At 49.4% G+C, this 13,968-nt stretch carries 10 protein-coding genes; all 10 read right to left on the minus strand.

Annotated features, from left to right (window positions below):
* Window positions 1–330: 330 nt before the first annotated feature.
* Window positions 331–4,203, minus strand: a complete 3,873-nt coding sequence (locus PUT07_RS33130; RefSeq protein ID WP_274473074.1) for an S-layer homology domain-containing protein — start codon at window positions 4,201–4,203, stop codon at window positions 331–333.
* Window positions 4,204–4,470: 267 nt separating this feature from the next.
* Window positions 4,471–5,580: a glycosyltransferase family 4 protein gene (locus PUT07_RS33135; protein WP_274473075.1), complete on the minus strand. Its 1,110-nt coding sequence runs from the start codon at window positions 5,578–5,580 to the stop codon at window positions 4,471–4,473.
* A gap of 131 nt (window positions 5,581–5,711) precedes the next feature.
* Complete coding sequence (locus PUT07_RS33140; protein ID WP_274473076.1) at window positions 5,712–6,500, minus strand: WecB/TagA/CpsF family glycosyltransferase; 789 nt, start codon at window positions 6,498–6,500, stop codon at window positions 5,712–5,714.
* Between the two features lie 48 nt (window positions 6,501–6,548).
* Window positions 6,549–7,658, minus strand: a complete 1,110-nt coding sequence (csaB, locus tag PUT07_RS33145; protein WP_274473079.1) for a polysaccharide pyruvyl transferase CsaB — start codon at window positions 7,656–7,658, stop codon at window positions 6,549–6,551.
* Window positions 7,634–9,682: a DUF5693 family protein gene (locus PUT07_RS33150; RefSeq protein ID WP_310192011.1), complete on the minus strand. Its 2,049-nt coding sequence runs from the start codon at window positions 9,680–9,682 to the stop codon at window positions 7,634–7,636. The genes csaB and PUT07_RS33150 overlap by 25 nt, the downstream gene beginning before the upstream one ends.
* 208 nt (window positions 9,683–9,890) lie before the next feature.
* Window positions 9,891–11,594 carry a phospho-sugar mutase gene (locus PUT07_RS33155; protein WP_379241249.1) on the minus strand — a complete coding sequence of 568 codons (1,704 nt, stop codon included), beginning with the start codon at window positions 11,592–11,594 and terminating at the stop codon, window positions 9,891–9,893.
* Window positions 11,595–11,618: 24 nt separating this feature from the next.
* Window positions 11,619–12,047, minus strand: a complete 429-nt coding sequence (gene fabZ / locus PUT07_RS33160; protein WP_274473082.1) for a 3-hydroxyacyl-ACP dehydratase FabZ — start codon at window positions 12,045–12,047, stop codon at window positions 11,619–11,621.
* 162 nt (window positions 12,048–12,209) lie between these two features.
* Window positions 12,210–12,728, minus strand: a complete 519-nt coding sequence (locus tag PUT07_RS33165; RefSeq protein ID WP_274473083.1) for a CDP-alcohol phosphatidyltransferase family protein — start codon at window positions 12,726–12,728, stop codon at window positions 12,210–12,212.
* Between the two features lie 100 nt (window positions 12,729–12,828).
* The gene (locus PUT07_RS33170) at window positions 12,829–13,062 is read right to left on the minus strand and encodes a DNA-directed RNA polymerase subunit beta (protein ID WP_274473084.1); all 234 of its coding nucleotides are present in this window, start codon (window positions 13,060–13,062) and stop codon (window positions 12,829–12,831) included.
* 26 nt (window positions 13,063–13,088) lie between these two features.
* Window positions 13,089–13,955, minus strand: a complete 867-nt coding sequence (locus PUT07_RS33175) for a flagellar hook-basal body protein (RefSeq protein ID WP_274473085.1) — start codon at window positions 13,953–13,955, stop codon at window positions 13,089–13,091.
* Window positions 13,956–13,968 lie beyond the last annotated feature (13 nt).

The following is a 13,968-nucleotide window of genomic DNA, read 5'->3' on the forward strand; positions in this document are numbered from 1 at the left end:
AAATCTGCAGAAGATTTCGCAGCAAAGGCTAAAGATGAAAACATAGAAAGAGCCATAGCAGATGTCAGCACTACGGAAAGAGTTTTCTTCATAAAGGTTTGTTTCCTCCTAATATTTTAAGTTTTTTGTTATAAAAACTTATAACCAACGGGACGACATTCGAACCATCTTGCTAGATGATCCGTGTAGCTACGCGTCTATCACCTCGTCTACATGACTAAGTATACGTGAGTGTATACATTATTTCATTGATAAGAAATTTCCAATTCGCAAGAATAAGAAAAAGACTGCATCCGATAGATTCGGATACAGTCTTCATTCATTTAAGTCTTATGGAATTTTCTTTTGCTGTTTCAGCACGCGATTAGCAATAGCTGCAGCCTGAGCTCTAGTCATATTTCCTTTTGGATCAAAGCTGTAGGTTGGCTTCTTCTGCCCTTGTACAGGTGCATTCTCAATGCCATCCATTAATCCTGCCTTAATAACTGCTTCAACTGATGCCAATGCATACGTATCGATATCACCTGCATCTGTGAATTGCTTTTTCAGGTTCGTTAACGATTTCGCCATATCCGTGCTAGTTTTCATGTTTGCTGCTCTCTCAATCATAACAGCTGCATCTGCACGGCTGATAGAACTCGTAGGAAGGAACAGACCATTGGAATTACCCCTAACGATACCAGCACGCGCTCCTGCTTCGATATGCATGAAGTCATACAAACTACTGCTGTTCGGTAATCCCAAACCTCTTCGTACATCGGCGAATGTACCTTGGAAATTAGGATTCGTCGGATCATTCGTATGGTACGTCGTATCCTCATTTACTAACGGAATATTGAAAATATTCACGAGCATTGTTACGAATTCGCCGCGCGTAATCGCATCGTTCGGTAAGAACTGAGCCGGTGTTTTGTTGTTCATGATCCCTTTGGAGTACAGAATATCCAGGTAATCTCTCGCCCAATCATGGTTCGTTACATCATTGAAGCTGTTATCCATATACATCACTTGGAAGTAACCGAAATTTTCTACAGGTACTTTGATCGTGTGCGTTTTCGGGTCTACAACACCACCGATGTTTTTCCAGCCCACATATTGGTTACCCGTACCGCTTGGATCTAAGAATGTACCAAACTGATAAACGGTAAGGTACTTCCAAGAATCATTACGGATTTCTTCATCATACTTAATGGTAAGTGTTCCACGCTCAGTAGGTACAACTAGATTCTTAATGTACCGGGAGTAGAACGCAACCTCACCTGGACCGGGAATTGTCGGTGAAGGGAGATTCCCACTGCCTTGCAATGCTTCTTTCAATGTGTCATTGGTACTGGATGCACTAACGTCAATGGATCCGCCATCAATCCAGAACAACTTGCTGGCTGGTCGGAAACGTCCTGTCGGCTCTTGCAGGAAACGGGAACCGGCTTGCGTCTCGGAAGCCTTGTCAACGCGGCCATCATCCTGGTTGGCGATACCAAATACTAATTTACGATCGGAAGTAATGAACTGTTCCGTTTGTGTGCGGTCATTTCTCATCAACTTCGTATCCTTCGGGAACGTCAGCGAGAGATCCCCATCGAATAAGCTCATCTTGGCTGCAAGAGTCGTGCGGTACTGCGCACCTTCGATAGGCGTATTCAAATTATTGAGAATGAATGTGCCTTTCGATTTGGCACTGCCTCGAATCACTTCGAACGTTACCGTGTTTTTGCCGGCTTTCAAGTTCGGTACATCCAAACGGAAAACGCCCGGAGAAGTCAATTTTGCTTCTGTCTTGTTGTAAATAATCGAATCCGCACCGTCAGCTTGAATGACTACTGTTTGGTAGTTCGTATTGACGTTGGCTTGATCGATTTTATCCGCATTTTTAACAAAATTCGTTGGTTGAAGAAGTAGATAGTCTACCGGCTGTTTCGTAACAGTGATCATTTTGCTAGTAGTGCGGCCCGTTTTATTCTTAGCCACTAACTCCAATACGTAATCACCATACGCATCCAGATTCAAAGCTGTTGTCAAATTGAACTTCGTAGTAATTTGGTTCCCGTCTAACGGATTTACGACTTGAGACAGCTGAGCTAACTGCGGTGTGGAACCAACTGTAAGCGCAGAACCATTAGGAACGCTTCTTACATATAGAACAGCTGACGATGTCGGGTCAGAAGAGTTCAATTTGGCGTTCAACACCGTACCGGTTAACTGGAGCTTATTAGATGTCGTCAAAAATGCGCCAGGTATTGAGCTAGCGGTGAAAGGCGTTACAGCTGGATCAAGAGCCAACTCTTCAACCATCGGGGCAAAATCACTCAATACAAAGATTTCATAAATGGTTTGTGTAACAAGTGTTTTGACGCCACCTGGTCTTAAATAAAGCGAAAACTTAATGGTTTTCTTACCATCGGCATCAAATAGCGTATTGAAAGCGGTAGATGGGATATTGAACGTGCCATCTATTTTGTTGATCGACGTACCTAATGCAATATTCGTATCATTTACGGATACTTCTACATCGTCATACCCGGTTGCCGGCATGTTAACGATTTTACCTGTGATACAAGGAGCAGCGCCGCTGGCACAAGTAATTTGGGCTGGGTTGCTGACTACCTTACCGTTATAAAGACTGTTTACGATAACATATGGCGCACTCGAAATATTCAGCAGATACACTTTGGAACCTGCCATATTATAACCTGTTGTCGTATTCCATGGAACGAGCGTCATCTTCGTAGCCCCATCCGGAATATCGTGAAGATCAATCTCTGCAACTCCTGCAGTGACTGCTACATCTCCATTATCGGCAAAGCCAGGGATAGTCACTTTAACTTTATTCGCATTCCCATTAACGTGGAATCTAAGCTTGGCAGGAAACTCGTTAATTTGATTCGTGCCTTGTTCAGTAAGCTTGACTTCGAAGCCTGTACCAGCGGCTGGAGCGAAATACTGTGCTGTATAATCGATATAAGGCAGATCAGGATTCACATAATTGAAAGAGTATTTCGTCGTATATTCGCCGCCAAGGCTGGATACGAACTTTACATTAATTTCTTGAGAGGTAGACGTACCGCTTAACGGAAGAATAGCTGAAATGTGATGCACGTCATATCCCGTCCCCCCTGTCACAGTTGCGGGAACCGCCAGACTAGGAGGAGTTGGTGTAGTAACGACTGTATTCAGATTCAAATTTCCACCGAAAGGCGTCGACACAGAACTGTCCGCGAAGGTATAGCGCAATGTTGTACCGCTACCCGCAACGCTGATATCGGCATACAAATAGTCTGGGCTCCCAGGCGTAATATTCCCTTTACTATTCTTCAAATCTGCTGTGAATACAATGTTGTTATCCGTATTGCTCTCTAAGCTAGGAACAGTCACCAGGGCTTTATCCGTATTCCCCGCCGCCTCTTTAAAACGGACTTTACCGTTAAACGCGAAGCCAAGACCATTATTATAAATGAAATTTCTCGTTGTCGTATAATAGTTTGTCGGGTTCTTCGCTACAAAGGTAACTTGGTTGTCACCCGGTGCCAGCGTCAAGTCCGAAGCTCTGCCGGTATTCATCAGAAAAGTAAAGATACCACCGGAGAAATTGGTTGCTTCATAGGTTGTTCCAGAGACAGTTGCGTCTATTTGATAAGCATTATTGGAATTACCCGTAATTGTAAGATTCGTATAAGGGCCCGTAGCTGGGTACATGCCGCCATCTTGGAAATCAACGTCATTGATCTTCAAGTTCGTGATGTTGGAAACCGGTGTGAAATAAACCCAAGCCGGCTTGGAATCAACCGTCGACGTGCTTCCATATTTCACGATGATTTTGTTCAAGCCTTCGGTTAATTGAATATTTTCAAACGTGATTTGGTTGCTGTTGTTAGGGTTCTTAATCGCACGATTCGTTTTGTTCGGCGTCGTGACCCCGGTATTCATATTTTTAATTTCATAGAAAATGTTCGTAATCTGATCGTCGGAAATTCCGCCAATATCAGCACTAAGCGTAATTGGGTTTGCCGTAATTCTTGGAACTGCCGCATCCGAGAATGCAACGGGGTCCTGTACGACAGTCGTATCATTCGGATCCGTATGTACGTAGTAATTCGTAATATTGATAACGGGCGCGGCCGAAGCCGTAAGTGGCGGTAACAAAGCCAACAGCATAGCAACCATAAGGCTAATGCTGATCCACTTGTTTCTTTGCTTGGTCTTCAAAGCTAGTTCCTCCTTATGTCATGTTATCAGCCATTCTTCCTTCATCTTCTAAACGCAGCCTTTCGACATCTCCTCCCAAATCCTGCTAAACTTCTACATGGTTAGACGCGGCAAAAGGCCAAAAGTTCTCGTACCATACTTATCGGTCGAAAGCCGTCAAATGTTTAGGGAAAGAAAATAAATTCACAAAATGGCAAAAAATAAAAAATCCAACCCGAAGGTTGGATTTCGTCAATGAAATGACTATATCATAAGTGCATATAAATATTATTTACCCATCCGGTCGCTCTGTACAGGCTTGCGGACAAGCCTCTGCAAGAAGTTCAAGACCGGCTTACGGCTCTTGCTGATGATCCCAATAGCCTCTGCTCCCACGAGCATGACGAGGAATAGGGCGACGATGATCATAATCAATCCCCAGGTCGAGTCTTGCGAGATGAAGACCGAGCAGACGACCGCGCTGCCGCCGAAGACAGCGGCAATTCCATAAATGATCAGCACGCTTGTACGATGGGAGAAGCCGAGCTGCAGCAAGCAGTGGTGCAGATGGCTTTTGTCCGGTGCCGAGATCGGCAATTTATTCACATAGCGGCGCATAATCGCGAAGAAGGTATCGGATAACGGCACGCCAAGAATCATAATCGGAATGAGCAGAGATACAACGGCGGCTTGCTTGAAGCCGAGGATCGAAAGTGTTGCCAATGCGAAGCCCAGGAACAATGCCCCCGAGTCGCCCATGAAAATTTTGGCCGGATGGAAGTTGTAGAACATGAAGCCAACGATGCTTCCTAGCAAAATCACAGCCAGTAAAACAACAGTTACATTGTTCATCATAAGCGCTAGAATAAGAATCGTAGTGGTCGCAATACCGGATACGCCCGCGGACAGACCGTCAAGCCCGTCAATCAGGTTAATGGCATTGGATACGCCAACGATCCACAATATCGTAATCGGAATACTTAACCAGCCGATCGGCAGGTTCGTCTCTCCGAATGGTATGTTCACGAGATCGATCTTGAGTCCAAAGGAAACGACGATGCACGCCGCAATAAGCTGTCCGAGCAGCTTCCATTTGGGAGAAAGTTGAAACCGATCATCCAGGGCCCCCGTGATGACAATGACCAGCCCGCCAAGCAGCAAACCATAGGCTGCATTGGAGTTAATAGCATCAAGTGCTGGAGAGATGACGAAATACGCCCCGACGAATGCAAGGAAAATGGCTAAGCCTCCAAGACGCGGCATAATGCGGGTATGCACTTTTCGATGATTCGGGGCATCTACAGCTCCTACCCAGAAGGCAAATTTTTTGACCAGGGGTGTCAGCAGCACTGCGATAACGCAAGCGGCGATGAACCCAATCGCATATAATCCATACATGTCTTCTTCACAGCTCCTCTTGTCTTGGTGGCAGGTGATCCGCCGAAGAGAATTATACTCCCATTTGTTCACAAATACTACTGCTAAATTTGTCTGAAATGACCGTTTTCAGCCAGTTTTCATAAAAATTTTCACGGTTTTGTGACTTTCTCTTTGTCGCGCATCACTTTCATCGCGAATTTGGGGAGTAACAGCATTCTCTTGTATCTCCACGGCTCCTGTAACAGGCGGTAGAACCATTCAAGACGCAGTTTTTGGAATAAAACAGGTGCCCTCTTTAGTTTGCCCGAAAGTACATCAAAACTTCCCCCAACCCCCATCATAACGGGAACGCCTAGCTGATCCTTATACTTGCCGATCCAAGGCTCCTGATTCGCCGCCGCTCGCCCTACGAAGAGGAGATCCGGCGCCGCATCCACGATGGATTGAATGACCTCGGCGTCCTGTTCGTCGGTGAAATAACCGTCGCGCACACCTACGAGTTGAATTCCCGGATATGCCGTACGAATTCGATCGGCTGCCGCTTGAATCACTTCGTTGGACGCTCCTAACAGATAAACCTTCCAGCCCTTCGGTTCGCCGACTTTCATCAGCTCATGCAGCAAATCGTAGCCAGGCACCCGCTCGGCAACCGGTTCGCCGACATAACCCGCGGCCCAGACCACGCCTGTACCGTCAGGCACGATAAGCTCCGCGCGCTGCATCATGCTCATATAAGCGGGATCATCCAGCGCAGCCATAACCATAATGGGGTTGGCGGTGATGATTTGATGAGGCTGTCTCTGTTCAATAGCCTTCGTCAGATAGGCGACCGTATCGCGCATGCTCAGCTTGGAAACAGGCACGCCATAAATGCGCACTTTGGGCACAGCTTGGGCCGGTACAGCCTCAGAACGAGTCGTTGTTGTCGTTGAGCTCATAATATCTCTTCCTTTAAATGACGTTGGAAAACGAATTTTGGTTGCTTTTTATTTTCTGTAAAATGATACGATCCGATTCGCAGGCAGCTGAGCCTGCGCCTTAAGCTCCTCAATCGCGGCTCGCTTGGACGCCGCCCAAGCGCTGGAGCCGTTCAGGAGGCCCAGCGCCTCCTGGGCAAGGGCGTCGGCATCGAAGCTCACGGTCGATGCCGCGGCCTTCATGCCAAGCCTATGGAGGAACTGGTCGATCTTCGGATCGTACGAGATGCCCACCATAGGCACATACTGCGAGGCTGCATAAATCAAGGAATGCAGCCTCATCCCGATCAGCAGGTCGCACGCCGCGACCTGCGCGAGCATATCCTGCGGATGGACGATGCCCGGCACCATCTCCACCCGCCCTCCGTGATCGCCAAGCCGATCGATCACGTACTGCGAGGCCACCTCATCCGACGGGAGGTGGAAGGGCAAGAACCGCAGCCGCACACCGGTGTCGGCTGCGAGCAGCTTTGCCAAGGACCGCGAGAGAGCTTCCAGCTCCGAGCGGTCCTCGTTCCAGAAGCGGACGGACACGCCGACCGTCCGCACACCCTCCGCCGACCCGTGAGCTCCAGCCCCGCCGCGCAGCGGCAGGCCCATGACCGGGTCGGGCACGACCGTGATGCGCTCCCGCGGGAGGCGCATCGAGGCCAGCAGCTCCGCGGACTCCGTGTCGCGGACGGATACATAGGCGCAGCGCTTGAACACGCTGCGGATCCAGCCGTCGAACATCCGGCGGTTCACCGGGCCGATGCCCTGCGAATAGATGAAAGTGGGCTTGCCGAGCCACTGGGCGATCTTCAGTACAGCCAAGTAATAAGGGATGGTCTTCGAGCTGGTCGCATCCTGCAATAAGCTGCCGCCGCCGCTGATGAGGCCGTCCGCTTCCCGCAGCGCGCGAAGAAGCGCGCCGGGCTTCATGCGATGGTAAGCCTTAACGCCGTACATCGCCGATGTTTTCTCCGGATCGGCCGACAGCACGATCGGCTCGATCTGTAAGCCCTGCTCCCGCCCCTGCTCCTGCAATGCGAACAGGATCGACTGAAGCACAGCTTCATCTCCGCTATTATCGAAGCCGTAGTAGCCGGATAGCGCTATTTTGACAACTCTGGCACCCAACGTTTCCAACTCCTTGTGATAATTTCCCATGCTGCAATCAGAATCAGGCCGATGATGGCGCCGAAGAAGATCCCATAGGAGATACGGATCAATGAGATATGAAGCGGTGTATGCAAGTGCGCGAACGTGTCAACGATGGACAGTTGTCCGATAACACCGATGAAAATCAAGTACACGGCATGCTTATAACGCACCGCCAGATAGGCGCCTAGGAAGAACAGCGGATGAGCGACCAGGAACTCTTTCGTCCGCGGACGCACGCCCAGCGTGTTCTCTAGGAACGAGCGGAACAGCTTCTCTACCGTGGAGGCCTGTCCTTCATTGCCTGTACGGGACAAGTAATAGAAGATCGCCGCCAGGCCGATGCCTGCAATGACAACCCACAGAACGCTAATGAACGAATTCAGGATACGGCGGATTTGCGTGATTTTATCTCTATACGTATTGTTTTCGCTAAAGAACAGCAGGTAGATGCCTGCAATCGCGATCGGCAGCAAATGCAGCACGCCTACGCCGCGGAACTGCTGCAGAACGAGCAAATACGTAACGTGGTTGAGAAGCGCTACTTCATAGACGACCCCGATCAGCGATATCGCCGAGGTTTTGATCAGGGTCCAGAGCGCGAAGGCAATACCCGACCTCCACTTCGCCGCGGCTCCGGAACGAACAGTACGGATCGCCATCATAATCGCGATGCTCGGTGCGGAGATTGCAGCACCTAAGGCGAGACCCTGCGCATACAGATTCGCCGACAACGTATGGATCGCTACTAGTCCCAGTAAGCCAAGCACGAAGAATATGAGTGTAGCTTCGGGAATGAAGAAGGAGATCATAAGCACGATCAAGCTAAGACCGCCAATCAGCATGAACGCGCTGGCCGCTTTCTGCCAACCCGTCGTTTCCACTTCGAACGGCTTTGCCGAGCCCAATGTGAATCCGGCCTTCTGAATGCGCGGTATCGCTCCGTCCTTGCCTTGCAAGCTCTCATAGTAAGCGGAGAGCGGATCTACCAGCTTGCCTTTATCCAAGCTCTTCACCGGCTTCGCGTTTAGAAACACCATCCGGATATTCCGGTCCTTCACCGCTAGCACGAAACGGTCCGCAACGCCCTGGATGCGGTCTTCCAGCTCCGCTTTCTTCAGCGGTTCGGTTAATTTCTCACCGTCTTTCTCTGTGAAGGAGTGCAGGCGGACGACATTGTAATTCGTTTGCTTCGCTAAGGTGCTGAACCCTTTCTGCGGTTCCTTCAGCAGTTCGATAGCGGCCAAGCCGATACCGTTCTTGTTGAGGAGATCCGCCATTTTGTTCAGATTAACTTCCGTGTCCTCTTCTGTATAGCCTGGAACCTCGTTGCCGTCCACGATGATGCGTCTGACGCCGAGATCGTACATCGACTTCAAGAACTTATCCATCTCGTTCGTGACGAACGGACGGCGGTTCGACAGGCGGATAACGATTTGGAACCCTTGCTCCTTCAGCATTTGCAGCGCAATCGGATCCGGGTCCATCCCCTTAATCGAAGCTTCGTCCATACTCATTTGGATGATGAGTCCGTTGCGGTTCTTGAAGCTCCACGGCTTCAGGCCGACGTTCAGATCGGAGAACGATTTCCGGATGAGCGGCTCCAGCTTTTGCTGCGTCGCGCTATCCTTAAACAATACGTACGTGTAATTCTCGTTCGGGTCGCCGAAGGTTTGCATGAGAGCTGCAGCGTCCCGGGAGTTGAACATTTCAATATGCCGGCTTTCTTTGAATTCAGCCAGCGTGCTCTCATAGACTGCCATCGAGCCAATGCCCGCAGCCTTCATATTTTTGAGCTGCTCCGTGACGAAGCTCTGGGGATTCGTCTGCACATCAGAAATATCTAACAAGTCGCGGTAATCGAAAACGAATTCCACGTTCTTGGTCGATGTCTCAGTTTGGTTGCGGGTAAACGCCAGCGGCAGAGAACCCAACATGCCGATAATGACGAGCCACCACAGCACGTTTTTGAGCGGGTTATTCCAAGTTTTATACCAATTCACCAATTGTCCACTCCTTAGAGCATTTACTTTCCTGTTGCACATTCAGGCCCTGGGCCCTACATCCTCCCTACACCCATACACACTCGAAAACCCCTCCAGCACCTTCTCTCGGGCAAGCAGGCCAAATGAATGCGGATTGTTTCCATCTATTCATTAGACGACCTATCCCTGACTTAGGTTCTGAAGAGGTTCCAGTGATCCTATTTCATTATCCGTCTACACGGCTAAGTACGTACCGAACGTTGCGTTCCATTTGGTTCGAGGCCTCTGCAGCGCTCGACCCTTTCACCGCGAAATAGAACTTGATCTTCGGCTCTGTTCCGGACGGGCGTAAGCAGAACCAAGAGCCGTCCTCCAGCTTGAACTTCAGCACATTCTCGAGCGGAAGGCCATTCACGCCCTTGGCGTAGTCTTCCATTTCGGTTACGCGCGTGCCGCCGATTTCGGCCGGAGGGTTGGTTCTCCAAGCTTCCATCATGCGTCCAATTTGTTCCACGCCATCTTTCCCTTTGAGCGTCCTTGATTCAAGCTTTTCCAAAAAGTAGCCAAAGGATTCGTACAGCCCTTGCAGCACTTCATATAAAGTCTTGCCTTGCTTCTTATAGTAAGCAGCCGCTTCAGCAATCAGCATGGCAGCGATAACCGCATCCTTGTCACGGGCATAGTCGCCTGCCAAATAACCGTAGCTTTCCTCGTACCCGAACAGGAAAGTGTGCTCTCCCGTCTTGTCGAATTGGGACATTTTCTCCCCGATATATTTGAAGCCGGTCAAAGTATTTAATGTAGGGATACCATAATGCCCAGCGATGACCGCACCCATCTCGCTCGTGACGATCGTTTTGACAACTACGCCGTTCTCCGGCAATTTCCCGCGTTCTTTCAAAGAAGATAAAAGATAATTAACAATAATAGCCCCGGACTGGTTGCCGGTCAGAACGAAATACTCACCGTTCGAATCTTTGACCACCGCACCCATGCGGTCTGCATCCGGATCGGTTCCGATAATGATATCGGCATCCCACGCCTTCGCCTGGGCGATCGCCAGCGTGAAGGCTTCCCGCTCCTCCGGATTCGGCGACTTCACGGTCGAGAACTGCGCATCCGGCTGCTCCTGTTCGGCAACGACGCGAACTTGTTCGAAGCCTACGGCTTTCAGTACTTCCCTTACCGGGATGTTACCCGCTCCGTGCAGCGGTGTGAAGACGATACGGAAATCATCGTTAATTTCCTTAATTACGTCCGGATTCTGGCTGATCGCGGATACAGCTTGTATGTAGGCTTGATCAACATCTTCGCCCAGCCAAACAAGAAGACCTTGCGCTTCGGCTTCCTGCCGGCTCAGCTTCTTCACTTTATCGAAGGAATTGATGCTCTGCACTTGCGCAATGACTTGCTCCGCAAATTCAGGGACAAGCTGTCCGCCGTCTGATCCATATACTTTGTATCCATTATATTCCGGCGGGTTATGACTGGCTGTCACAACAACACCTGCTGTTGCTCCCAAATACCTCACGGCGAATGACAGCTGCGGCGTTGCATGCAGCGTCTGGAATAAATAAGCCTTGATACCGTTGCCTGCGAAGACCAGGGCGGCTTCTAAAGCGAACTCAGGCGACATATGACGTGAATCGTAAGCCAAGACAATGGATGGGCTTGGTACCCCTGTACCATTCACATATTGGGCCAATCCTTGGCTTGCGCGTCCAACGGTGTATACATTGATTCGGTTCGTTCCAGCGCCAATCACGCCGCGAAGTCCACCTGTTCCAAATTCGAGATCTTTATAAAAGCGATCCTCAATTTCTTTCTCATCTTCCCGAATGGCTTGCAGTTCCTTCTTTGTTTCGGCATCCACTGCTGGATCGTTTAGCCATAATTCATACTCAGTTTGTACACGCGTCATAGTTGTCAGGTTCATCTCCTTTTTATCTATGGGTTATTTATTAGCAAGGGCGAACATAAGCTCGCCTTCGACTACCACTTTCTCGCCTACCTTCGCTACAGCTTGTCCTTTGACAATCGTTCCTTTGACCCGGGTAATGGTCATTTCTAACGTTAGCGTATCGCCCGGCACGACCTGCTGGCGCCACCGAATGCCGTCTGCGCCGGCGAACAAGCCGATCTTGCCTTTATACTCCGGCATCGAGAGCACGGCCACAGCGCCGACTTGTGCCAAAGCTTCGATAATCAGAACCCCCGGCATAACCGGGTAGCCTGGGAAATGTCCCGCAAAAAACGGTTCGTTGATCGTTACATTTTTGATACCTACCGCTCTTACGCCTTCTTCTACTTCCAGAATGCGGTCGACGAGCAGGAAAGGAGGACGGTGTGGAATGATCTCCTGGATTTGGTTGATATCTAGCATAGTAATTCATGCTCCTTTCAAGTTGCTTGTATAAAATACAAGGTAATCACTTACAATACAAGTGTCCCTTCATTAACTGCAGAAGTGAAGGTTCATATAGGAGGAGCTTATATCCTTAGGACTGTGCACAGTCCGGTGTATAAGCTCTTTTTATATTTGACTCTATTTGGACTTGGCCCCCCGGTTTAACAACAGGAATTGAAAAATATAGATGAAGGAAGTTAAGAAGGAAACGCCGATCACAAACCACAAGTAGGTAATCGCGAATTCTAAATGGAAAACGATGAAGAGAATAGCGAGATAATACAGTACGGTCGTTAATTTCCCCATCACATTGGCAGGAACGGTCAATTTGCCCCTGAAGTGAAAGAAGGCCGAGCCTATGATCATGCCTAGATCCCGAATAAATATGGCAACCGCCGCTTGCCACGGAATCATCTCCGTGATGAGCAGAGACAGAATGACCGCAATCATCATGCATTTATCCGCTAGAGGATCCAGCATAACCCCAGCAGGTGTAATCAAACCGCGTGTTCTGGCGATATATCCGTCCAAGATATCGGTAAGACCCGCTGCCAATAAGATCAGGAAAGCAATCTGAATATGGCCGCCAAAAAAGATGACGAGGTACACAGGGATCAGAACAAACCTGCTGATGGTGAGCATGTTCGGTATATTCAAAGTACCCCTCCTGCGCCTAATATCTGGTATCTGACAAAGAGCCTTCATTCATTATACATTTGCAGACACAAAAATAAAACTCCCAATGCGGGAGTTTGAATTAATTCGCAAATACCAAATCGTATAAGTGCCGCCAAGTGCTGATATGGAAGATCTCCGCGGCCGGCTGATGACCCAGCTTGGTATAGCCGATCCATAATCCGATATAGATGGCCAGCACGCAAAGAACGGGTATACGAATGATTTTGAAAATACGCCATATGATGTTCTGCCATTTCGGCCTTGTTGCCTTCTTCTTTGGAGCCGACTTGTTCGGAGCAGGCTTGTCTGACATGAAGCCCTATCCCTCCCTTTCTACAATCAGGCGCGCAAGTTGTTGGCGATGTTCATCATCTGATCGGACGATGTAATCGCGCGGGAATTCAATTGAAGCGCTCGCTGAACCATCACCAGATCCGTCATTTCATCGGCCAGCGTGACGTTCGACTGCTCCAAATATCCTTGCATCAGAGTAACCCGATTATTCGATGTATCCAGACCCGGATTCACGTTCTGCAAAATATTCGCCTTCTCTGCTTCTGTAATCCCCGCCGGAAGCGCATAAAGGTTATCTCCCGCATCTTGCAGAAGCTGAGGACGCACAACGCGCACCAGCTTGATCTGGCCCAAATTAAGCGGCTCCGCGCTCGGATCCTGCTCGCTATATCCCTTAATGGAGCCATCCTGCTCAACGACAGGTCGGAACCCGGCAGGAATACGGATCGGATTGCCGTCGGTACCGGTAACGAGATGTCCGCCTTTGGTCGTTAGCACCGTGTCGCCATTCGCATCAGGCGATAAATCGAAAGCACCGTTGCGTGTCCATGCCGGCTGGAGCACGGAATTGCCGTTCGCATCCAGCTTGCTGATCATCACTTCGAACAATCCGTCGCCCTGAATCGCGAAATCCGTTACGTTGCCCGTAGACTGCATTGGCCCTTGTGCGAGATTCGTCTGGATCTGGACGAGCTTGGAACCCCAACCTTGGTTGAAGCCGAGCGGAGAGAACCGGCCTTGCTGTCGGAAGCCCTCCGGCTGGGCTTTCACATTCGTAAGAACGTCCTCGAATGAAGCTTCTTTCTTCTTGAAGCCGTTCGTATTGACGTTCGCTATGTTATTGGATAGAATATCCAGCTTCTGCTGTAAGCTGTGCATGGATACCGATGAGTTGATCATGGAATTGTTCATGGTTTAGCCCCTT

The organism is Paenibacillus sp. MAHUQ-63 (genome assembly GCF_028765165.1).
In the GTDB taxonomy this organism is placed as follows: Bacteria; Bacillota; Bacilli; order Paenibacillales; family NBRC-103111; genus Paenibacillus_E.

Coding starts and splice junctions, on each gene's coding strand:
- PUT07_RS33135 (WP_274473075.1), bottom strand. CDS start 5,580: ATGTATGGATTATATGCGATTGGGTTCATCGCCGCTTGCGTTATCGCA.
- PUT07_RS33140 (WP_274473076.1), bottom strand. CDS start 6,500: ATGAGCTCAACGACAACAACGACTCGTTCTGAGGCTGTACCGGCCCAA.
- fabZ (WP_274473082.1), bottom strand. CDS start 12,047: ATGCTAGATATCAACCAAATCCAGGAGATCATTCCACACCGTCCTCCT.
- PUT07_RS33170 (WP_274473084.1), bottom strand. CDS start 13,062: ATGTCAGACAAGCCTGCTCCGAACAAGTCGGCTCCAAAGAAGAAGGCA.
- PUT07_RS33175 (WP_274473085.1), bottom strand. CDS start 13,955: ATGAACAATTCCATGATCAACTCATCGGTATCCATGCACAGCTTACAG.